18 protein-coding genes and 1 pseudogene are annotated in these 22,029 nt (G+C 73.8%); 15 read left to right on the top strand and 4 right to left on the bottom strand.

Annotation, left to right across the window (positions count from 1 at the left end):
- Positions 1-27: 27 nt before the first annotated feature.
- Both F593_RS0118880 and F593_RS28845 read right to left on the bottom strand, forming a co-directional pair.
- Positions 28-1,038 (bottom strand): NADP-dependent oxidoreductase, encoded by a 1,011-nt coding sequence (locus F593_RS0118880; protein ID WP_022930307.1) that lies wholly within the window; start codon positions 1,036-1,038, stop codon positions 28-30.
- Positions 1,035-5,447, bottom strand: coding sequence for a DEAD/DEAH box helicase family protein (locus F593_RS28845; protein WP_157251989.1), 4,413 nt, complete (start codon positions 5,445-5,447; stop codon positions 1,035-1,037). The genes F593_RS0118880 and F593_RS28845 overlap by 4 nt, the downstream gene beginning before the upstream one ends.
- Before the next feature lie 298 nt (positions 5,448-5,745).
- On the opposite strand from F593_RS28845, the gene F593_RS28840 reads away from it, so the two are divergent.
- The 12 genes and pseudogenes from F593_RS28840 to F593_RS0118815 all read left to right on the top strand — a co-directional run bounded on the left by F593_RS28840 (position 5,746) and on the right by F593_RS0118815 (position 16,467).
- Positions 5,746-6,408: a TlpA family protein disulfide reductase gene (locus tag F593_RS28840; RefSeq protein WP_022930305.1), complete on the top strand. Its 663-nt coding sequence runs from the start codon at positions 5,746-5,748 to the stop codon at positions 6,406-6,408.
- The gene (locus F593_RS26675) at positions 6,405-6,890 is read left to right on the top strand and encodes a GNAT family N-acetyltransferase (RefSeq protein ID WP_022930304.1); all 486 of its coding nucleotides are present in this window, start codon (positions 6,405-6,407) and stop codon (positions 6,888-6,890) included. The genes F593_RS28840 and F593_RS26675 overlap by 4 nt, the downstream gene beginning before the upstream one ends.
- On the top strand, positions 6,887-7,837 hold the full coding sequence (locus tag F593_RS0118860) for an AEC family transporter (RefSeq protein WP_157251987.1): 951 nt from the start codon (positions 6,887-6,889) through the stop codon (positions 7,835-7,837). Before F593_RS26675 ends, F593_RS0118860 begins: the two co-directional genes overlap by 4 nt.
- Positions 7,837-8,262: a D-aminoacyl-tRNA deacylase gene (gene dtd / locus F593_RS0118855; protein WP_022930302.1), complete on the top strand. Its 426-nt coding sequence runs from the start codon at positions 7,837-7,839 to the stop codon at positions 8,260-8,262. Before F593_RS0118860 ends, dtd begins: the two co-directional genes overlap by 1 nt.
- Positions 8,263-8,482: 220 nt before the next feature.
- The gene (locus F593_RS0118850; RefSeq protein ID WP_022930301.1) at positions 8,483-9,475 is read left to right on the top strand and encodes an ABC transporter permease; all 993 of its coding nucleotides are present in this window, start codon (positions 8,483-8,485) and stop codon (positions 9,473-9,475) included.
- Between the two features lie 103 nt (positions 9,476-9,578).
- The gene (locus F593_RS0118845; protein ID WP_157251985.1) at positions 9,579-11,399 is read left to right on the top strand and encodes an ABC transporter substrate-binding protein; all 1,821 of its coding nucleotides are present in this window, start codon (positions 9,579-9,581) and stop codon (positions 11,397-11,399) included.
- Between the two features lie 131 nt (positions 11,400-11,530).
- Entirely contained in the window at positions 11,531-12,490 is a 960-nt protein-coding gene (locus F593_RS0118840) for an ABC transporter permease (protein ID WP_022930299.1), read from the top strand.
- The gene (locus F593_RS0118835; RefSeq protein WP_022930298.1) at positions 12,487-13,656 is read left to right on the top strand and encodes an ABC transporter ATP-binding protein; all 1,170 of its coding nucleotides are present in this window, start codon (positions 12,487-12,489) and stop codon (positions 13,654-13,656) included. The genes F593_RS0118840 and F593_RS0118835 overlap by 4 nt, the downstream gene beginning before the upstream one ends.
- Positions 13,653-14,573 (top strand): annotated as a pseudogene (locus tag F593_RS26670) (ABC transporter ATP-binding protein); the annotation flags it as partial. The gene F593_RS0118835 and the pseudogene F593_RS26670, both read left to right, overlap by 4 nt.
- Positions 14,574-14,693: 120 nt before the next feature.
- Complete coding sequence (locus F593_RS0118825) at positions 14,694-15,356, top strand: hypothetical protein (protein ID WP_022930296.1); 663 nt, start codon at positions 14,694-14,696, stop codon at positions 15,354-15,356.
- On the top strand, positions 15,353-15,898 hold the full coding sequence (locus F593_RS26665; protein ID WP_022930295.1) for a nitroreductase family protein: 546 nt from the start codon (positions 15,353-15,355) through the stop codon (positions 15,896-15,898). Before F593_RS0118825 ends, F593_RS26665 begins: the two co-directional genes overlap by 4 nt.
- Positions 15,895-16,467 carry a hypothetical protein gene (locus F593_RS0118815; protein WP_022930294.1) on the top strand — a complete coding sequence of 191 codons (573 nt, stop codon included), beginning with the start codon at positions 15,895-15,897 and terminating at the stop codon, positions 16,465-16,467. The genes F593_RS26665 and F593_RS0118815 overlap by 4 nt, the downstream gene beginning before the upstream one ends.
- A gap of 108 nt (positions 16,468-16,575) precedes the next feature.
- On the opposite strand, the gene F593_RS0118810 is transcribed toward F593_RS0118815, so the two are convergent.
- Positions 16,576-17,895 (bottom strand): TIM44-like domain-containing protein, encoded by a 1,320-nt coding sequence (locus tag F593_RS0118810; protein WP_022930293.1) that lies wholly within the window; start codon positions 17,893-17,895, stop codon positions 16,576-16,578.
- 121 nt (positions 17,896-18,016) lie between these two features.
- Between F593_RS0118810 and F593_RS0118805 the strand changes: the two genes are divergently transcribed.
- Positions 18,017-19,555, top strand: a complete 1,539-nt coding sequence (locus tag F593_RS0118805) for an ABC1 kinase family protein (RefSeq protein WP_022930292.1) — start codon at positions 18,017-18,019, stop codon at positions 19,553-19,555.
- A 77-nt stretch (positions 19,556-19,632) separates the two neighbouring features.
- Here the strand turns inward: F593_RS0118805 and F593_RS0118800 are convergent, their stop codons facing one another.
- Positions 19,633-20,103, bottom strand: a complete 471-nt coding sequence (locus tag F593_RS0118800; protein WP_022930291.1) for a hypothetical protein — start codon at positions 20,101-20,103, stop codon at positions 19,633-19,635.
- Positions 20,104-20,337: 234 nt separating this feature from the next.
- Here F593_RS0118800 and F593_RS26660 point away from each other — a divergent pair, with 234 nt between their 5' ends.
- Positions 20,338-21,546 carry a metal ABC transporter substrate-binding protein gene (locus F593_RS26660; RefSeq protein ID WP_157251980.1) on the top strand — a complete coding sequence of 403 codons (1,209 nt, stop codon included), beginning with the start codon at positions 20,338-20,340 and terminating at the stop codon, positions 21,544-21,546.
- Positions 21,543-21,998 (top strand): Fur family transcriptional regulator, encoded by a 456-nt coding sequence (locus F593_RS26655; protein ID WP_022930289.1) that lies wholly within the window; start codon positions 21,543-21,545, stop codon positions 21,996-21,998. The genes F593_RS26660 and F593_RS26655 overlap by 4 nt, the downstream gene beginning before the upstream one ends.
- Positions 21,999-22,029 lie beyond the last annotated feature (31 nt).

Genomic DNA, 22,029 nt, shown 5'->3' with positions numbered 1-22,029 from the left:
CCTGCGGAAGCGAGGACCGGCGCCCCGTCAGCCGGCGATGCGCACGAGCATCTTGCCCGTGTTCTTGCCCGCGAGGAGGTCGAGGAACGCCTGGGGGCTGTTCTCGAGGCCGTCGACGACGGTCTCCTGGTACTTCAGCTCGCCGTTCTGGAGCCAGCCGCCGACGCGCGTGACGAACTCCTCGCGCAGGTCGGCGTGGTCGAGCACGAGCAGGCCCTGCATCGAGCCGCGGGTCGCGATCAGGCGGACGAGGTTGCGCGGGCCGGCGGGCGGCTCCGTCGCGTTGTACTGGGAGATCATCCCGCAGATCACGATCCGGCCGTGGAGCCGGAGCAGGCCGATGGCGACCTCGAGGTGCTCGCCGCCGACGTTGTCGAAGTAGAGGTCGATCCCGTCGGGCGCGAGCGCCTTGACCTGCTTGCGGACCCCGCCCGCCTTGTAGTCGATGCAGGCGTCGAAGCCGAGGTCCTCGACCACGTGGCGGACCTTCTCGGGGCCGCCGGCGCTGCCGATGACCTTCGAGGCGCCCATGAGGCGGGCCATCTGCCCGACCGCCGAGCCGACGGCGCCGGCGGCGGCGGAGACGAAGACGACGTCGCCCTCCTTGATGGCGCCGGGGCGCACGAGCCCGGCGTAGGCCGTCAGGCCCGGCATGCCGAGGATGCCCAGGAACGCCTGCTCCGGGACGGCAGACGCGTCGACGGGGGCCGCGCGCTTGCCCGGCAGGACGGCGAGGTCGCGCCAGCCCAGACCGTGGAGGACGAGGTCGCCGACGGCGTGGCGGTCGGAGTTCGACGCCACGACCTCGCCGACGGCGCCGCCCTCGAGCGCCGCGCCGACCTCGAAGGGGGCGACGTAGGACGGGCGGTCGTCCATGCGCCCGCGCATCGCGGGGTCGACGGACATCCAGTGGTTCTTGACGAGGATCTCGCCCTCGCCCGGCTCCGGGACGTCGGTCTCGACGAGCTGGAACGTGTCGAGCGTCGGGGTCCCGACGGGGCGCTCGGTCAGGTGGATCTCGCGGCTCTGGTGGCTCATGCGGGTTCGTCGACCTTCTTCGTGGTGCCGGCCCGGCGACGCGTGGTCGTCGTGCCCGTGCTCTTCGCCGCCGTGGCGCGCGGGGCGCGCTTCGGCTTCGGAGTCTCGGCCGCGGCGTCGCCGGCGGCGGTCGCGTCGGCGGCTGCGGCCTCTGCGGCCTTCTGCGCGGCGGTCTTGCGGGGCGCGCGCTTCGGCTTGGCCGGCGCGTCGTCCGTCGCGGACGTCGGCGCCGCGGCGTCGGTCGCCGCTGCGGCCTCGGCGGCCTTCTGCGCGGCGGTCTTGCGCGGGGTGCGCTTGGGCTTCGGGGTCTCCGTGGCGGCGTCCGCAGCGGACGTCGCGTCGGCGGCCGCGGCCTCGGCAGCCTTCTGCGCGGCCGTCTTGCGGGGCGCGCGCTTCGGCTTGGCCGGCGCGTCGTCCGTCGACGTGGCCGCCTCGGCGGGAGCGGCGGCGGGCGGCGCGTCGGTCGCGGCCGCGGTCTCGGCGGCCTTCTGGGCGGCGGTCTTGCGCGGGGCGCGCTTGGGCTTCGGGGTCTCGGCGGCGGCGTCCGCAGCGGACGTCGCGTCGGCGGCCGCAGCCTCGGCGGCCTTCTGCGCGGCCGTCTTGCGGGGCGCGCGCTTCGGCTTGGCCGGCGCGTCGTCGATCGACGCAGCCGCCTCGGCAGGAGCGGCGGCGGGCGGCGCGTCGGTCGCGGCCGCGGTCTCGGCGGCCTTCTGGGCGGCCGTCTTGCGCGGCGCGCGCTTGGGCTTGGGCGTCTCGGCGGCGGCGTCCGCAGCCGACGTCGCGTCGGCGGTCGCGGCCTCGGCGGCCTTCTGCGCGGCGGTCTTGCGGGGCGCGCGCTTCGGCTTGGCCGGCGCGTCGTCCGTCGACGTGGCCGCCTCGACGGGGGCGGCGGGCGGCGCGTCGGTCGCGGCGGCGGTCTCGGCGGCCTTCTGGGCGGCGGTCTTGCGCGGCGCCCGCTTCGGCTTCGCGGCCTCGGCGACAGCGTCGGACGGGGTCGTCGACGCGACGGCCGGAGCGGCGTCGGCGGTGGTCGCGGCCTCGGCGGCCTTCTGCGCGGCGGTCTTGCGGGTGCGCTTGGGCTTGGCGGCCGCGTCGGGCTGGGCCGCGTCGACCTCGGCCGGGGCGGAGGGGGTCGCCGTGGTCGGCTCCGGCGTGGGGGTCTCGCGGGAGGTCGGTGCGTCGGCCTGCGCGGCGGTCCTGCGGGTGCGCCGCGGCTTCGGGGTCTCGAGCTCCGGGGGTGCGGCACTGGCGACGGTCGGGGCGGCCTCGGCGGCCTCCGGGTCGACCCCGCCGGTGCGGCGGCGACGGCGGACGGGACGGGGGGCGTCGTCCGCGCTGGCCGCGGCCGGGAGCTCAGCCGCGCTTTCGTGCGTCGGCCCGGGCGCGTCGGCGAGCGTCGTGCCCTCCGAGGCCGGGCCGGCGTCGGTCTCGGCGGCCGCGCGGGCCTCGGCGGCCTTGCGGCCTCGGACCCGGCGACGGCGCGGCGGGGCGTCGCCCTCGGTGTCCTGGTCCGCGGAGACGTCGGCGCTCGCGGTGTCCGCGGGCACGGGGTCGCCGCCGGCCACGGGGACCGTCAGCGTGATCGTCTCGACGGGCTCGTCGCCGTTCTCGACGGGTGTGCCGTCGCCGCCACCCTGGCCGCCGCGACGGCGACCGCCACGGGAGCGCCCCCGGCGGGAGCGGCTGCGGCGTCCGGTGCCCGGCGGGTTGCCCGCGCCGTTGCCGCCCTGGCCCTGGCCGTTGCCGCCCTGACCCTGGCCGTTCTGGCCCTGCGTCTCCTCGGCCTCGAGGGTGGCGACGGCGCCCTCCTGGCCCTCCGCCTCGACGCCCTCGACGGCGGCGTCCTGCGGGGTGCCCTGGGCGACGCCGTTCTCGCCGCCCTTCTTCTTGTTCCGCGAGCGCTTCTTGCGCCGCTTGCCGCTCGGGAAGTCCTTCAGCAGGTCGCGGGACAGCGCGCCGGGCTTGCGGGCGAGGCGGGTGCGCGCCTCGCGCAGCACCTCCTCGGCCTCGGGCGTGTGGGCGACGGCGGCGGCGAGCAGGGCGGCCTGCAGGCGGCGGTCGTGCTGACGCGCGGCGTGGACGAGCCGGCGGGCGTTGCGGGCGTGGGCGGCGCCCGAGGAGTTCACGAGCAGCCCGAGCAGGTGCTTCGTGGCCGGCCAGCGCTGGGCGGCGTACTCCTCGTGCAGGTCGCGGGTGTACTCCGCCAGGCGCCAGATCCACGCCGTGGCCTGGTCGCGGCGGCCGATGCGGCGGTCCGCCATCGCCTGCAGCAGGGTGCGGGAGGCCTCGCGGCGCTCCTCGCGCGGCCACTGGCCGACGTGATCGATGGCCGTGTCGAACGGCTCGGCCTCGCGCAGGACGGCGATCTCCTGGATCGACCGCATCCGCAGCTGCGGGTTGCGGTTGCGCTCCAGGGCGGTGATGAGGAACTGGCGTCGGAGCTCGCCCGAGCGGTCGAAGTTGAGCATCGCGCGGCCACGACGCCAGTTGGCGGGGGAGGCCTTCGCGCCCGCGAGCGCGGCCCAGATGCGTTGCTCGCCCCAGTCGAGCTGCTCGACGGCGATCCGCCACAGCTCGCGCTCGAAGACGTCGCGCCGGCGCTCGATGTCGGGCGTGACGGGCAGGACGCGGCGCTCGACCTTGACCCGGCGGCCGCGGCCCCGGCGGACCGGGCCGACGACGATGGCGCCGCCGCGGTAGACGTCGCGGTCCAGCAGCGAGTGCAGCGTGACGACGGGGTCGTCGTTGCTCGTGGCGGGGTGGACGAAGTCGATGACGACGCCCGCCTCCTTGCCCGGGTGACGACGGGTCACGCGGCCGACGCGCTGCTGGTAGATGCGCTTGGACGCCGTGGGCGCCAGGTGCATGCAGATGGTGGCGCGGGGCGAGTTCCAGCCCTCGGCGAGCAGCTGGGCGTTCACGAGGACGTCGATGTCGCCCGCCTCGTAGTCCGCCAGGATCTTCGCGAGCTCGCGCTTCGGCGTCTCGCCCGAGACGGCCTCCGCCTTCATGTCGAGCGCGCGGAAGCTCTCGGCCACGTTGTAGGCGTGCTGGACGCCGGCGGTGTAGACGACGCCCGGCGTGTTGCGGAAGCGCGTCTTGTAGAGGTCGGCGATCGCCAGGTTGAAGGGCGCCTGGTCGAGCAGCTTGGCCAGCTCGTCCTGGTCGAACTCCATGTCGACCTCGCCCTTGCGCAGCGGCACCTTGGCGATCGTGCGCACGCCCGGCCCCGGCGGGATGCGCAGCGAGCGCAGCGGGGCGATGACGCCGCGGCGCGCGGCCTGCGCCAGGTCGAAGCGCGAGGTCTGCGTCGGGAAGAGGTCCGTGACGTGGCGGGCGATGAGCGCGCCGGTGGCCGTCATCCCGATGAAGATCGGGCCGGTCCAGGCGCGGATCGTGGCCGAGGTCTTCTCGCCCAGCGCGGTGTGGGCCTCGTCGCAGATGACGACGGTGTAGGCGCCCGAGATCTGGCCGGCGTTGCGGACGAACCACTGGTACGTCTCGATCGTGACCGGGCCGTCGGCGCGGTCGTCGTCGCCGAGCAGCGGCTTCGAGAGCCGCTCGCCGTAGCCGCGGGTCTGCAGCTCGTCGATGAACTGGTCGACGAGGTTGCGGCGGTGGGTGAGGATGAGGACGCCGCCGGTGCGGCAGGCCTCGACGAAGCCCATCGCGGCGACGGTCTTGCCGGCACCGGTCGCGTGCTCGAACCAGAAGCGCTTGTGGGCGTTGGGGTCGTCCAGGGCCGCGGCGTCGATGTCCTCGTCGACGTCCTCCTCGACCTCGTCGTCGTAGAGCGCCGACTCGTTCTCGGGCTCCGCGTCGGGCAGTTCCTCGAGCTCGTCCTCGACAGACGAGCGGCCGGACTTCCCGAACTCGTCCTCGTCGTCCTCGTCCTCCTCGTCGCCGGGCTCGGCCGGGCCGTCGTCCGGCTCGTCCTCGTCCTCGTCGGCGGGGGTGACCCGGGGCGGCGGCTCGTCGAGCTGGGTGGGCTCGTCGTCCTCGAAGGAGAGGAGGAGCGCGTCGCCGTCGCTCGTGCCGTCACCACGGGCGCGCCGCTGGGCGTCGGCCAGCAGGGCGGCGTAGGTGCCCGAGAGCGCGTCGACCTGGTGCGGGTTCAGCGTGGTGCCGTCCGCGAGGACCGGCACCTCCGTGTGCAGCGCGCGGTCCAGGCCCAGGAGCAGCGACCAGCGGCGGCGCCACTTCTGGGAGGGCACCTCGGCGCCGGCGTCGAGCTCGGCGCGGGCGAACTCGAAGGCGTGACGGCGGATCGAGCCCGGCGCCAGGACGTCCTCGGCGACCTCGCCATCGCACACGAAGGGCTCGCGAGCGAACGTCGCGACCCGCGCGATGTCCGCGGGCTCGGGGATCGAGGTGGCCTCGGGGGCCACGACGGGAGGTCGTTGCGCCATACGGCAGGGACTGGAAACGGGAGGTTGCTCGGGCAGCACCGACCACGGGAAGTGCGGTCGGCCGGCGGCGAGGAGCCTGCGGGACACTGGGAAGGAGACGAACCGGTCTCCTTCCGTACAGGCAGCGCCATCGTACCTGACGCGCCCGACGGCAGGAGCGGCGGGTGGACGGTGAGGCGACCGATGTGCCGCGAGCGGCCCGGCCCGTGGCCTGCACGGTCACGCGGGTGGCCCGGCTCGAGAAGCACGGGCCGGGGCCCGTACGGCCTCCCCCGCGGCTGTGGCACCCTTCGACGCGATGGCCGTCCTGCGCTCGCACCGCCGCGCCCTCGCGGGGCTCGTCGTCGTCGCGATCGTCGCCGCCTTCGTCGTCGGCCTGTTGCAGGGCGGCAACGGCGTGGAGCGCCCCTCGTCCGTGCCGACGCTGGCCCAGGCGCAGGCCGCCGTCGCGGACGCCCCACCCACCCTCGCGCGCGTGTACGCGGACGGTCCACGGGTCCTCGAGCTCGACCTGCCGGGCGTCCGCTCCTGGCTCCGGGGGCTGCGCGGCCGGCCCGTGGTGATCAACTCGTGGTACCCCGACTGCGCGCCGTGCCGGGAGGAGTTCCCCCTCCTGCGCCGCGCGGCGGCCGACCACGGGAGCCAGGTCGCGTTCGTCGGGCTGATCCGGAACGGGTCCGACGCGGACGTCACGGAGTTCCTACGCGGCGAGCCGACGGTCTACCCGCACGTGCGCGACCGGGGCGACCGGCTGGCCCGCGAGCTCCAGGCCGGCCAGTCGTACCCGTCGACGATCGTGCTCGACGCCCGGGGCCGCGTCGCCACCGTCTACTCCGGCGCGTTCCCGAGCCTCGAGCGCCTCGAGCGGGTACTGCGGGACTACGCGGGGGTGACCCCGCGCCGCGCGGCGTCGGAGACGGCCGCCGCGGGCCCGACCACGACGAGCGGAGAAGGACGATGACCGCCCCGGACGGGATCGATCTGCACTGGGTGCGCGACGCGCGCGAGCTGCGCCAGGCCTACGAGCTGCGCTTCCGGGTGTTCTGCGACGAGCAGGGCGTGCCGCGCGACGAGGAGATCGACGCGCTGGACGACGTCGCCCGCCACGCCGTGGTCGTCGCGCCCGACGGCGCCGTGATCGGCACGATGCGGCTCGTCTCGCGCGCGTCGACCGTGAAGGTCGGCCGCGTGGCCGTCGACCGCGAATGGCGCGGGCACGGCATCGCCTCGCGCCTGCTCGCGCGCGCTTACGAGTACGCCCAGGGCGTGCGCGCGGAGGAGCTGCGGCTCGCTGCGCAGACCCAGGCGGTCGGCCTGTACGAGAAGGCCGGCTACCGCCGGGTGGGCGAGCCGTTCCCGGAGGCCGGCATCGAGCACGTGTGGATGGTCCGCGAGGTGCTGCCGCCGCGTCGGCGCTCCGCCGGCGCGGTGCCGGCTCCGTGAGCCTGCCGGTCCTCGTCGCGGTCATGGTCGCGGCGACCGCCGCGGGCGTGGTCGCCGAGCGGCACTGGCACGAGGGGGCGGAGCGCCGCTCCCGCGGGACGATGAGCCTCCTGTTGACGTGGGTGCTGCCCGTCGTCTACCTCGTGCTCGTCTCCCGGGTGCACGTCGACCTGACGCTGGTCTCCGGGCTGATCGCGGGCTACGCCGCCGTCGGCATCGCGGGCGTGCTGGCGTGGTTCTTCGCCTCCCGGGTGCTGCATCTGCCCCGCGCGACGGTCGGTGCGGTCGTGCTGGCGGTGATCGTCACGAACACGGGCTACTTCGGGCTGCCCCTCGTGCGGACGGTCCTGGGTGGGGACGAGCTGGGGCCCGCCGTCGCATGGGACAGCCTCGTGGCCTCGCCGACGCTGTTCGTCGCCGCCTTCGCCGTCGGCGCGGCGTTCGGCGCCGGGCGCGGGCACGGGGAGGAGGCCGCGGAGGCGGAGGCCGAGAGCCGCCTGGCCGCGTTCCTCAAGAACCCCCTGCTGTGGGCGGCGCTGCTCGGCCTGCTGCTGCCGTGGGACGCGCCGGACTGGGCGGGCGAGGTCGCCCAGGACGTGGTGATCGCCGTGCTGCCCGTCGGGTTCTTCGTCGTGGGCGTGCAGCTCTCGGCGCAGGGGCAGGACGGTTCGATCCTGCGCGACGAGCGGGGCCGGCTGATCTCTCCCGAGGTCGGGCTCGTGATCGTGCTGCGGCTCGTGGTCGCGCCGCTCGTGGTGGTGGTCGCGTCGGTCGTCGCGCTCGACCTGCCTCCGGGCATGCTCCTGCAGGCCGCAGCCCCCACGGGCCTGAACGGGATGCTGGTGGCCCACCGCTTCGGGCTCGACTTCCGCCCCGTGGCGGCGTCCATCGTGTGGACCACCGCGATCATGACCCTCGGCGTCGTCGTCGTGACCCTCGTGGGCTGATGCGCGCCCTCGTGCAGCGGGTCACCCGCGCCTCGGTGTCCGTCGACGGCGACACCGTCGCGGCGATCGGCCCCGGGCTGCTCGTGCTCCTCGGCGTGGCCCGCACGGACGACGAGGCCGTCTGCGACTGGGTGGCCGACAAGGTCGCCGCCCTGCGGCTGTTCCCGAACGCCGACGGCCGCATGGCCGAGCCGCTGGGCGCGCGCGAGATGCTCTGCGTCAGTCAGTTCACGTTGCTGGGCGACACCCGCAAGGGCACGCGGCCGTCCTGGTCGGCGGCCGCCCCCGGCGAGATGGCCGAGCCGCTGTACGAGCGATTCTGCACCCGGTTGGGTGCCCGGCGCGGCGTGTTCGGCGCGGACATGGCCGTCGAGCTGGTCAACGACGGGCCGGTCACGCTGCTCGTCGAGCGGGAGCGCGCCTGAGCACCACGCCGTGAGAGCGGACGTGCACGGACACCGGATGCCCGTGTGTGCGGGGCGTTGTCCGGCTGTCCAGAACCACGGGGGAGTCCTTGGCCCAATCTTCTTCCCCCCCTTCCTGTGCGATGTGTCAAGCTGCTGAAAGTTTGCACGACCACGCGTCCGTCCCTCACGGCTGCGGTGTGTCGTCCTCCGTCCGTTTCTTCCCCGGAAACCTCGCTACGTGAGCACCCCGATCGCGGCCGATCCCGGCCAAGAACCCGTCGTTCCCGATTCCGCAGAATCGGCGGCGGCCAACGCACCAATCGCCGCGCGGTCGCCGCTCCAGCTGTTCTGGGGCAGGCTGCGCAAGGACAAGGTCGCCATGGTGGCCCTGGCCTTCATCGTCCTGGTGATCCTCATCGCGATCTTCGCGCCGGTGATCGTCAAGGTGATGGGCCTGGACGACCCGAACTTCCAGAACGACGAGGCGCTGAACGACTTCGGCTCGCCCAACGGCCCGTCGAGCGCGCACCCCTTCGGCGTCGACGACCGCGGTCGCGACGTCCTGGCGCGCGTGCTCTACGGCGCCCGGGTGTCCATGCTCGTCGCGGTCATCGCGACGGCCGTGACGATGATCGTCGGCACGGTGCTCGGCCTCATCGCGGGCTTCTACCGCGGCAAGGTCGACGCGGTCCTCTCCCGCTTCACGGAGCTGACGCTCGCCTTCCCGACGATCCTGCTCGGTATCGGCCTCAGCGTCGCCTGCGCCGACGCCTGCCTCGGCGGCGCGATCAAGCCCGGGCTGACGGTCGTGGTGCTCGTGATCTCCCTCACCTCCTGGCCGTACGTGGCGCGTCTCGTGCGCGGCCAGGTACTCTCGCTGCGCGAGAAGGAGTTCGTCGACGCCGCCCGCTCCCTCGGAGCGAGCGACCGGCGCATCATCTTCCGCGAGATCCTGCCGAACCTCACGGCACCGCTGATCGTCTACGCGACGGTCCTGATCCCGCAGAACATCCTGGCCGAGGCGGCCCTGTCGTTCCTGGGCGTCGGCGTGAACCCGTCCACGCCCTCCTGGGGCGCGATGATCTCCGACGCGATCTCGATCTTCGACACCGCCTGGTGGTTCATGGTCTTCCCCGGCGTGGCGCTGCTGCTCGCGGTGCTCGCGTTCAACATCGTCGGCGACGGCCTGCAGGACGCGATCAACCCGCGGACCGGCAGAACCGGCAAGTGACCCCCGCGGCCCCGGCCGCGGGCTCGGCGCGCCGACCCCGGCGCGCCGACCGGACCTTCATCCCTCACACCACCACCCCTGTCAGCGACAGAAAGGACCCGTGATGCGTCGACACCTCCGTCTCCCGCTCACGATCGCCGGTCTGGCCGTGGCCTCCATCGGGCTCACCGCCTGCGGCGGCGACGACTCCAGCTCCAGCTCGTCCAACGGCGGATCATCCGCCAACTCCTCCTCGGCCAACCTCGCGCCGGGCTCGTACGACGCCACCCAGAAGCCCGCCCCGGGCAAGAAGGGCGGCGTCGGCACGATGCTCTCGGCGAGCGACGTCGACTACATGGATCCGGGCCAGACGTACTACCAGTTCGCGTTCGTGATCGCCGAGGCGACGCAGCGCCGGCTGTACTACTTCGAGCCGAACGACGCCACGAAGATCATCCCGGACCTCGCCGAGGGCGAGCCCGAGATCTCCGAGGACAACAAGACCGTCACGGTCAAGCTGAAGAAGGGCGTGAAGTTCTCGCCCCCCGTGGACCGCGAGATCACGTCGAAGGACGTGAAGTACGCGATCTCCCGCCTGTTCGCCAAGAACTCGCCGGGTGGCTACACGAACTACTTCGACTTCATCACGGGCGCGCCCGACGAGCTGCAGTCGAAGGTCCCGGACATCTCGGGCATCGAGACGCCGGACGACCAGACGCTGATCTTCAAGCTCGACGAGCCGTACGCGGCCCAGCTCGTGCAGTCCTTCGTGCTGCCGTACAACGCTCCGGTCCCGGAGGAGTACGCGGCGAAGTTCGACAAGAAGAACCCCTCGACGTACCAGGACAACCTGGTCGCGACCGGTCCCTACATGGTGAAGAACGACGCCAAGGGCAAGGTCGACGGGGTCGGCTGGAAGAAGACGAAGAGCATCGAGCTCGTCCGCAACCCGAACTGGGACGAGAAGACGGACTTCCGCCCCGCCTACGCGGACGGCTGGAAGATCAAGACCGACGTGAGCGACGCGAACGTCGCGGCGCGCCAGGTGCTCGACGGCAGCCACATGCTGCTCGACACCAACCCGCCCGCGAACATCCTCGAGCAGCTGGCGACGCGGATCAAGGACCAGTACACGCAGACGCCCTCGGGTGGCTTCCGGTACTTCTCCATGAACAACGACATCAAGCCGTTCGACGACGTCAACGTCCGTCGCGCGGTGATCGCCGGCTTCAACCGCGACGCGGCCCGCAAGGCGCGTGGCGGCAAGTTCGTGGGCCCGATCCCGACGCACTACCTCACGGAGGGCTTCCCCGGGTACGAGGAGGCCGGCGGTGAGAAGGGCTTCGACGTCGACTTCATGAACTACCCGAAGGGCAACGCCGAGGTCTCGGCGAAGTACTTCAAGGCCGCGGGCTTCGCCTCGGGCAAGTACGAGGGTGGCGAGGAGCTGCTCATGATCGGCGCGAACGCCGATCCGGGCAAGGCCGCCGCGCAGGTCGCCGCGAACGAGTTCAAGAAGATGGGCTTCAAGGTCCGTCTCCGTCTCGTCCCGCAGGACGCCGTCTACAACGAGTGGTGCGGTCAGCGGACCAAGAAGGTCGCCATCTGTGGCACGGCCGGCTGGTTCAAGGACTTCAACGACGCGTCGACGCTCCTGCAGGTGCCGTTCTACGGCGGCGCGATCCCGAAGGAGAAGGGCCAGGTCTCCTACAACCTGTCCTTCCTGAACGATCCGGCCGTCAACGCGGCGGTCGAGAAGGCACTGCCGACCACCGGTGACGAGCGCCTCAAGGCGTGGGCCGAGGTCGACAAGGCCATCGTCATGGCCGCTCCGGCGGTGCCGTTCGTGGCCGACAAGACCACGAGCGTCCGCTCGAAGGACGTCGCCGGCGTCCCGAGCTCGTTCAACAGCCTCTGGGACCTGAACTTCACGTCCCTGAAGTAGTCGCGAGCGGCGCATGAGGGGCCGGGCGTCCGCCCGGCCCCTCTCGCGGCGGGCCGGGCCACGTGCCCGGCTCCCCGCAGCGTCTTCCGTCCGCTCCCGTCTCCGTCTCCTCGATCGGAAACCGCTCCTCCGTGGCCAGATACATCGTCAAACGCCTCCTCTGGACCGTGGTGACCCTCGTCGTCATCACCGCCGTGGCGTACTTCCTCTTCCGCGTCCTCCCGTCCGGCGACCCCGTCCGCGCACGGGCCGGCAAGGCGCCCACGCAGGAGCGCCTCGACGCGATCCGCGAATCGCTCGGGCTCGACAACCCGTGGTACCAGCAGCTCGGCGACTTCCTCTGGAACGCCGCGCACTTCGACTTCGGCCGCTCCTACATCTCCGGTGCGGAGCTGCGGCCCCTCATGCTCGACGCCCTCGGCGCCACCGCGTGGCTCGTCGTCGGTGCGGCCATCGTCTGGCTCGGCGCCGCCGCCGTCGTCGGCACGATCTCGGCCCTGCGCCGCGGCACCCTGCCCGACCGCGTGGCCATGGGCGGCGCGCTCGTCGCGATCTCCGCGCCCGTGTACTGGCTCGGTCTCGTCGCGCTCTACCTCTTCGCCAAGGACATCGGCCAGTTCGGGATCTTCCCCGGCGCCGGTGCCTACCAGGACGCGACCACCGTGCTGGACAAGGCCGGCGCGATGATCCTTCCCTGGCTCGTGCTCGCCGCCGCCTTCTCGGCCGTCTACGCCCGACTCCTGCGCTCGAGCCTGCTCGAGACGATGCAGGAGGACTACATCCGCACGGCCCGCGCGAAGGGCCTGACCGAGCGCCGGGTGATCTTCCGGCACGCGACGCGCTCGGCGGTCACGCCGCTGGTCACCGCGCTCGGCGTCGACGTCGGACTCCTCATCGGCGGCAACGCGATCCTCACCGAGTCCGTGTTCAACATCCCCGGCCTCGGCCGCCTCTCCTTCGACGCCATCCAGCGCGGAGACGTGGCCACGATCCAGGCGACGGTCCTCTTCCTCGCCTTCTTCGTCTGCATCTCCAGCCTGATCGTCGACCTGCTCTACGCCCTGATCGATCCGCGGGTGAAGTACGAATGACCGACTCCCAGGACCTCACTCCCGCCGGCGGGACCACGGCCGGCGCCACGCGCGCCGGCGACGGCGCCGCGGTCCCGGCCACGGACCGACCGGCGGCCGACGCGCCGCTGCTCGAGGTCCGCGACCTCTCCGTCGGCTTCCGGTCCGAGGACGGCCTCGTGCAGGCCGTCGGCGGCATCTCCTACACCGTCGAGCGCGGCAAGACGCTCGGCATCGTGGGCGAGTCCGGCTCGGGCAAGTCCGTCTCGAGCATGACCCTGATGGGCCTGACGCGCACCGCGTCGGCCACCATCAAGGGCCAGGTGCTGTTCGAGGGCCGCGACCTCCTGACGCTCTCCACGGAGGAGCTGCGCCGGATCCGCGGCAACGAGATCGCGATGATCTTCCAGGACCCGCTGTCCTCGCTGCACCCGTTCTACCGGATCGGTGATCAGATCATCGAGGCCGTCCGGGCCCACAACGACGTCACGAAGAAGCAGGCCAAGGCCCGCGCCGTCGAGATGCTCGGCCTCGTCGGGATCCCCGATCCCGGGCGTCGCGTGGACGCGTACCCGCACGAGTTCTCCGGCGGCATGCGCCAGCGCGTCATGATCGCGATGGCGCTCGCGAACGACCCCAAGCTGCTCATCGCCGACGAGCCGACGACCGCCCTGGACGTGACCGTCCAGAAGCAGATCCTCGAGCTCATGGACCGCCTGCAGCGCGAGCTGGGCACCGCGATCGTGATGATCACCCACGACCTCGGCGTCGTCGCCGAGACCGCGGACGACATCGCCGTCATGTACGCCGGACGGATCGTGGAGCGCGCGCCGGTGCGCGAGCTCTTCAGCCACCCGCGCCACCCCTACACGTGGGGCCTGCTGCGCTCGATCCCGCGGCTCGACATGCCGCGCGACGTCGAGCTGGTGCCGGTCGACGGCCGCCCGCCGAGCCTCATCGGCCTGGGCGACGACTGCTCGTTCCGCGCCCGCTGCCCGTACGCCGCCGGCTGCTGCCGGCCCGGCATGCCCGACCTCGATCCGGTCGTGGGTGCCCCGGAGCACGCGCTGCGGTGCACCATGCCCGCGGAGCGTCGCGAGACGATCTGGAACGTCCTTTCCGAGGGCGGCACGCCCGAGCAGGCCGCGGTCGCGGCAGGCATTCCGCAGACGGAGGAGGTCGCATGAGCGGCACCGCACCCGATCCCGTCGTCGACAACGAGGGCGTCGTCGGCGACCCGACGATCGCCGACACCACCGTCGCCGCGGTCCGCCGCGACACCCTCGGCGAGGGCGACAACATCCTGCAGGTCCGCGGCCTCGAGAAGGAGTTCGCGGTCACGAAGGGCCTGTTCGTCAAGCGCAAGGTCCACGCGGTCAAGGCCGTCAACGGCGTGTCCTTCGACGTGCGCCGCGGTGAGACGTTCGGCCTCGTCGGCGAGTCCGGCTGCGGCAAGTCCACGACGGCCCGGATGATCTGCCGCCTGCTCGACCCGACGGGCGGGAAGATCGACTTCGACGGCACGGACATCGCCGGGCTGGACCGCAAGGCGCTCGTGCCGTTCCGGCGCGACGTGCAGATGGTCTTCCAGGACCCGTACTCGTCGCTGAACCCGCGCCAGACCATCGGCTCGATCATCAGCACGCCGCTCGACATCCACGGCATCGCCACCGGCGAGGGCGAGCGCAAGAAGAAGGTCCAGGAGCTCATGGACCTCGTGGGCCTGAACCCGGAGCACTACAACCGCCTGCCGCACGAGTTCTCGGGCGGCCAGCGGCAGCGCATCGGCATCGCGCGCGCCATCGCGCTCGGGCCGAAGCTGCTGATCGCCGACGAACCGGTCTCGGCGCTGGACGTGTCGATCCAGGCGCAGATCCTGAACCTCCTGCGCCAGCTGCAGAAGGACCTGGGCCTGTCCCTGCTGTTCATCGCGCACGACCTCTCCGTCGTCCGCTACATGTGCGACCGCATGGCCGTCATGTACGCGGGCGAGATCGTGGAGCTCGCCACGTCGGAGGAGCTCTACGCGAAGCCGGCGCACCCCTACACCCGGGCGCTGCTGGACGCGGTCCCGACGCCGGACCCCGACGCCCGCGCGCGTCGCCTGGCGGAGCGCGCCGCCCTCCCCGCCGCCTAGGCCGCAGAGGTCACCGCGGGGGACGCCGGGCGCGTCTCCCGCGACGGGTGCCGCAGGTCGCGCGGACCCGCGCGTAGACTCGTGCGGATGCCCGAACTCGAGCGCTTCCTGCCCCGCTACGCCGCCGAGCCGCCGCACGAGACGGCGCCCTACGGGCGCTGGGCCGAGAGCCTGGCGGCCGCGTTCCTGCAGGCCGTCGAGCTGATCGAGCCCGATCCGGACGAGCCGTCGGAGAAGGACGGGATCGGCGAGGCCGGCGAGCTCTCGTGGTACCCCGACCGCACCTGGCACGGCCGCACGTTCGCGCCGGTCACCACGCGCACGTCGACCGGGCTCGAGGCCTACGGCTTCGTCCGCTTCGTGCCCGCCGACGAGGACGAGGGCGCCGAGACCGGCGAGCCGCGCCACCTGACGGGCGAGGCCCAGGTCACGGACGAGCTGGCGGAGAACAACCCCGACTGGCGCATCGACCTGTGCGAGACGGTCGTCGGCTCGTGGCGCGGCGACGGCGAGACCGCGGCGATGACCCTCGTGTGGGGCCGTCCCCTGGTGAACGGTGCCGCGCACGCGCTGGCCGAGCTCGACGGCACCGTCGTCGACCGCTGCGCCGTCCGCGACGGCCGCTTCACCCTGCTGGCCCCGGACGACTACTTCGGCGACACGCTCGAGGTCGTGCTCGTCGACGCGGGCGGGGGCGAGCTGGCGCGCGAGTCGCTCTACGAGGACGAGGACGCCGGGGACGAGGCGTGACCGGCGGCCCCTCCGGCACGGACCCGGCCGCGATGGGCCTCGTCGAGGCGCTGCGCGGCCGCCGCACCCACAAGGCCTACGGGGACACCCCCGTCGACCGGGCGACGATCGCCGAGCTCGTCGAGCTCGCGCGGTGGGCGCCCAACCATCACCTCACGGAGCCCTGGCGGTTCCGGGTGCTCGGTCCCCAGGCGCTGCAGGCGCTGAAGGACGCCGGCCCCGCCGACAAGGCCCGCAAGTACGACCGCGCGCCGACGCTGATCGTGGCCTCCGTGGTGATCGACGACGACCCGCGGGTGGCGCAGGAGGACCGCGACGCCGCAGCCGCGGCCGTCTACGGGCTGCTGCTCGCCGCCCACGCGCGCGGTCTGGCCGGCTACTGGCGGACCCCCGAGACGCTGCTGCAGCCGAAGGGTCGCGAGGCCGTCGGCCTGCCGGAGGAGGAGAACGCCCTCGGGCTCATCCACCTCGGGCCGCCGCGCCAGGACGTGCGCACGCCCGAGCGGCGGCCCGTCGACCAGATCCTGGAGTTCCTGCCGTGAGCGGCCCGGGTGCGCTCCGCCGCGCGGCGACGACCCTCGTCGTGGGCGGCGTGCTCGCCGCCGGCGTCACGGGCTGCGGGCAGGCCGGCAAGTACGGCCCGGACGACCCCCGCGGCGCCGTCAACCAGCTCCTGAACGCGGCGATCGGCCAGGCCAACGGCCAGCGCGCGTGCTCGCTGCTCAGCGTGGCGGCCCGGGAGCGGCTCGACGCCGGCCCGGCCGGCTCGTGCCGTCAGGCGCTGAACAACTCCGTCAGCTCCATGCCGGGGCCGTACTCGTCCACGGACGACGCCGGCCGCGCGAGCACCGACCTGATCTACGAGACCGTCTCGCAGACGGAGGACCGGGCGGTCGTGACGGCCCGGCGCGGCAAGAACCCGCCGTTCACGTTCCGTCTCGTGCGCCTGACGGCGCAGCAGCTGGACCAGGACACCGCGGCGAGCCAGGACACCGTAGGCGGCACCGTGGACTCGGAGTGGCGGATCGACCGGGGCGAGAAGCAGCTCGTCGAGGTCGACGACACGCCCCCCGCTCCGCCGGCCGGTACGGCCACGACGCCCGCGGGCTGAAGCCCGGGTCCTGCGGAGGGGTGCCGCCCGCACCCGCGGGCGACGCGGTCCGGCGCGTGCCGGACCGCGGTGCCGGACCCCGGCCGGGCCGGGGTCCGCGCGCCGGGCCTAGGCCGCGACGAGCTGCCAGACGACGTCGGTGTCGTCCGTCAGCGCGAAGGTCCAGCGCTCGGCGCGGGCCTGCTCCTTCGTGCGGGAGCCCTCGACGATCGTCTGCGTGTCGCGGTCCTCGCGGTACCAGCGGCCGTGGTACTGCACGGCGACCTCGATGCGGGGCGGCGAGCTCTCGCCGATCACGCGCTCGATGACGACCTCGTCGATGCGCGGGCCGCGGACGACCGTGCGGACGTCGCCGCGGGTGTCGGCGTAGAGCAGGCGGCGCACGGCGTCCTGGGTGGCGACCTCCTCGAGGCCGGCGTCCGGGCCGTCGATCGCCGTCGTCCAGGCGGCGACCGCGCGGCGGACCGCCACGGTCAGCACGTCCGGGCTGAAGCGGTCGTCCACGAGGGAGAGGTCCAGCGCGGTCGCGCGGGCGTCGTCGGAGAGCGAGGCCGGGATCAGCTCGGTGAGCGTCTCGAGGTCGGTGCGGTCCGCCACCGCGATCTCGGTGCGCGACCGGTCGGCGAGCGTCGGGTCCATGTCGGGCCGGGCGACGACCGGGGCCATCAGGTTGTGGTCCCCCTCGCCGTCCTCCTCGATCGAGAGCAGGATCCAGCGGCCGTCGCGCTTGCCGAGGGTCCAGTACTGCGAGAGCACGATGTTCTCGTCGACGGCGCCCTCCTCGAACATGCGCTGGCCCCAGCGGGTGTCGACCCAGCTCTGGGCCCGGGCCTGCACGTGCACGACGACGCGGTCGTCCTCGTCGGCGGCGTGGTTGACCACGTTGACGATGCGCACCTCGGGCGTCGAGACCACGCGGGAGTGCGACTGCCAGCCGCGGCTCTCGAAGTCGTCGAGCCGGCGCGTCCACTCGCGCAGCAGGTCCGGGCCGACGAGCCGGGCCAACCGCGTGCGGTCGCCTTCGTCCCAGGCGTCCTGCGTGTCGACCACGAGACCGGCGGCGGCGGCCTTGAGGTCGTCGGGGTCGAACGCCGCGTCGTCCTCGGCGGCCTCCATGGCCTGCGGGAGCACCTCGGCCTCGCGCTGGGCGCGCTGACGGCCGCTGCTGCGGCGCTGGCCCGAGGCGGCGGCCGAGTTCATCGCGCGGAAGATCATCGGCAGGACGACCATCAGCACGACGACGATGAGGATGAGGACCAGGAGGCCCCCGCCACCGCCAATGGGGATGAAGAAGAACCCGCCGCCGCCGCCGGTGCGTCGGCCGCTGCCGAAGCCCCCGCCGGAGCTGCCCCCGCCGCTGAAGCGGCCCGAGCCTCGGCCCGCCAGCGCCAGGACCGCGGGATGGGTGAGCAGTGCGGCCAGCATCATCCGAGGATGCCACGATGCGCGTCTCCGTGCGCCCCTTAGGAGCGTTCGCCCGCCACGACGGTCGGACGACGGGCGGGTCGACGTCACACAGTGCACACCCGTGCACTAGGATGCTCGGACGATGACCGGTGCTCCTCCCGCCCCTGCCGGCGCGCGTCGCGACGCGGGGCGCCCGGCGCCGCCGCTGCCGCCGCGCGGGCCGCTGCTGCGCGCCTCGGCCCGGCTGGCCGGGCGCGAGGGCCTTCCCGTGGCCGCGTTGGCGTGGCAGGCGGAGGCGGCCAGGCGACGCCCGCAGCTCGCAGCCGAGGCCACCCGTCTCGCCGCCCCGCGTCTGTGGTCCGACACGGTCGGCAGCCTCGCCGGGACCGCCTGGCGCGTGGTCCGCACCGCGGCGCCCGACGCGCCCTTCGCGCTGCTCTCCGCCGGTGCCACCGCGGTCGGGCTCCCCGTCGCACCGCCCGACACGAGCGCGGGCACCCTGGCCCGCGCGGAGCGGCTCGTGCGCGCGGGCGGGCCGGCGTACGTGAAGCTCGGGCAGTTCGTGGCGAGCGCCCGCGGCCTGCTGCCTGACGAGTGGGTCGACGCCTTCGCGTGGTGTCGCGACGAGGCGCCGCCGCTGGCGCCCGGCGTCGCCGAGGGGGTCGTCCGCCGCGAGCTGGGCGGCGACCTCGGGGCCCTGGCCCGGTTCGACGCCGAGCCGCTGGCCGCCGGATCGATCGGCCAGGTCCACCGCGGCGCGCTGGCGGACGGCACCGAGGTCGTCGTCAAGGTGCGCCGACCGGACCTGCGGGAGCGCTTCCGCGCCGACATCGAGGCCCTCGCACTCGTCTGCGCCGCCGCGGACCGGCTGCACTCGGGGGCCCGCGCGGCGAACCTGCCCGGCTTCGTCCAGCTCTTCGCGCAGCTCACGCTCGAGGAGCTCGACTTCCGGCTCGAGGCCGCGAACCTCGTGGAGAGCATCGCCGTGCTCGAGGACCTCGGCGCGGGCCACGTGCGCGTGCCGCGGCCGATCCCGGGGATGGTCACGGAGCGGCTGCTGGTCATGGAGCACGTGGCCGGCGTGTCCTATGCGCGCCTGCCCCCGGCGGCCGAGCTCGGCGCCCACGGGGAGCGGCTGCTCGAGGTCGGCGTGCGCAGCGTGCTCGAGGCGACGCTCGTGCACGGGCTCTTCCACGGCGACCTGCACGCGGGCAACGTGCTCGTGGACGGGGAGACGTTCTCCATGGTCGACTTCGGCATGTGCGGCCGGCTGGACGCCGCGCAGCGGGCCGGGCTCGTGCGGTTCCTCGTCGCGTTCGCGGCCTCGGACGCCCGCGGGCAGGTCGAGGCGATGCGGACCTTCGGGGCGATCGGGGCCGACGCCGACGTCGAGGCCCTCGTCGCGCGGCTGCAGGAGGACGTCTCGCGGCTCGACGCCCGCACGGACGGCGAGGTCACCTTCGACCGGCTCGGGGACACGCTGGGCCGGCTGCTGCGGACCCTGGCCTCCGGTGGGTTCGTGATGCCGAAGGAGCTCGTGCTCTTCTTCAAGAACCTGCTCTACCTGTCGAGCTTCGCGGCCAGCGTCGCCCCGGACGCCGACGTGCTGCGTGTGGTGGAGGGCATCCTGGCCGGGCTCTTCGCCCGCGAGGGGGACGCCCTCGCCGGGCTCGTGGGCTGAGGCCGCGCCGTCCGCGCTGCCCGGGAGGGGCCGTGGGGTCGGCCTCGGGCGCGGCGGGCGACCCGGCGGCCGTGTCTCTAGGCGGCCGTGTTCGCGGACGCGGCGGTGGAGCCGCGCGACGCCCGGCCCGGCTGGGCCCGGCCGGCGCCGGCGCGCCGCGCCCGGGGGTCCGGCAGCACGGCGCCCAGAGCGCCGCTGCGCACGGTGGACGGCCGCGGGTCCCGGCAGAGCGCGAGCGCGTCGTCCAGGCGGATCTGCGCGGCGGTGCGGCCGGCGAGGGCGCGCCGCCGCACGTCCTCGTGCTCCGCGTGGCGGGGGATGCCGGCGGGGCATCCGCGGAGCTCCTCCGCGACCTCGAACAGGCCCGCGATGGCCTGCGAGGTGCGGCAGCGGGCGCCCGCGGCGAGGTCCGGGTCGGGATGACCCAGCTCGCACAGGTCCTGCCGTACGACGTAGAGGAGCTGCACGATCTCCTCCGTGATGCGGTCCGCCAGGTGCTCGTTCCGGGGCGACGTCGCGGGCTCCTGGTATCCGTTCGCGTCTGCCATCACAACGAGTATCGGGGCCCTGCGTGCACCGCACGATAGTCCGATCGGATGATCTTCCGAGAGCGTGTCCGCCGTCCCGCGGGGTGCCACCCCGCGGGCGGCGGGCCGGACGGCCGGCGCGTCGGCGGCGGGCATCATAGGTCGGCAATGATGAGATCCACTCTCAGGTAGACTGAGGCGACGCGGGTGTGGTTCGGCCGCTTCCCGCGCCCCCTCTTCGTCGTCAGGACCAGCATGCCGCAGCCCTTCAGCACCTCTCCGTCCCGCCCGTCGCGGGGCTCCTCCCGTCCCGCGCTGCGCCGCGCGCTCCGTCCCACGCTCGCGGTCGCCGCGGCCACCGTGGTGCTCGCCGGCTGCGGCTCCGGCGACGACGCCTCGGGCACGTCCGGCGCGTCGGGCGACGCGGTCGACGTGGTCGTCACGACCTCGCAGCTCGGCGACATCGTCCGCGAGGTCGGCGGCTCCTCCGTCGACGTGCACCAGATCCTCTCGGCCAACACCGACCCGCACGAGTACGAGCCGCGCCCCTCCGACGTGACCGCCACCGCGGGGGCGAAGGTCGTCTTCGCCTCGGGCCTGGGCCTCGACGACTGGGTCGCCGACGTCCAGAAGCAGTCGGGCGCGAAGGCGCAGCTCGTGAAGGTCGGCGACACCGTGCCGACGAAGCTCGCCGGCGAGGGCGAGCACGCCCACGACGAGGAGGCGGGCCACGACCACGCCGAGGACGAGGCCGGGCACGACCACGCCGACGAGGAGGCGGGCCACGACCACGCCGAGGGCGAGGCCGGCCACGACCACGCCGAAGGGGAGGCCTCCCACGCCGAGGAGGAGCACGCGGCGGAGGAGGAGCACGCGGGGCACGACCACGGCGACGGCGAGTTCGACGCCCACTGGTGGCACGACCCCAAGAACGTCGAGCACGCGGTCGGCGTCGTCCGCGACGCGCTGGTCAAGGCCGACCCGGGCGCGGCCGACGCGATCCGCAAGAGCGCCTCGGCCTACCTCACGAAGGTGCAGGACCTCGACGCGAAGATCGAGCAGTGCGTCTCGGCCGTGCCGAAGGGCGAGCGCAAGCTCGTGACGAGCCACGACGCCTTCGGGTACTTCGCGCACCGCTACGAGATCACGGTCGTCGGCGCCGCGATCCCGTCCCAGACCACGCGGGCGCAGCCCTCGGCCCAGGACGTCGCGCGGCTCACGAAGCTCATCCGCACGGAGAAGGTCAAGGCGATCTTCCCCGAGTCCTCCGTCAACCCGAAGCTCGCCGACGCGATCGCGAAGGAGACCGGGGCGTCGTCCGACCTGACGCTCTACGGCGACACGCTGGGTCCCGACGGCTCGGACGGCGACACGTACCTCGGCATGGAGGCCCACAACGCCGACGCCGTCGTCCGCGGCCTGACCGGCAAGGCGAAGGGCTGCGACGCCGCGCCGACCCGGTGACCGCGGGCGGCGCCGACCGCGACCGCTGGCTGGCCCACGCGTCGGCCCGGATGACCGCGGCAGGCCTGCGGGCCGGCGCCGCCCGGACCGCCGTGGTCGAGACCCTGGCCCGCGAGGGTCAGTGCCTGCTCACGGCGGCGGAGATCGCGGCGCTGTCCCGCGACGGCCGCGCCGCGTCGATCGCCACGGTCTACCGGGTCGTCGAGGAGCTCTCCGAGCTGGGGCTGCTGCACCGGCTCGACGGCCGCGACGGGGTGGCGCGGTTCGAGATCGCCGACCCGGAGCACCATCACCACCACGCGGTGGACGAGCGCACGGGCGCCGTGCGGCCGTTCCACGACGAGGACCTCGAGGCGGCCATCGCCGCCGTCGCCCGCCGGCTCGGCCTTGAGCTGACCGGGCACGACGTGGTCCTCCGCGGCACGTGGCCGCAGGGGCCGCCGCCGACCTGAGAGTGCGTCCCATGTGCATCCGCTGGGCGAT

This window comes from Patulibacter americanus DSM 16676 (assembly GCF_000420025.1).
Classification (GTDB): Bacteria; Actinomycetota; Thermoleophilia; order Solirubrobacterales; family Solirubrobacteraceae; genus Patulibacter; species Patulibacter americanus.
This window is presented reverse-complemented; position numbering and strand designations above follow the sequence as displayed.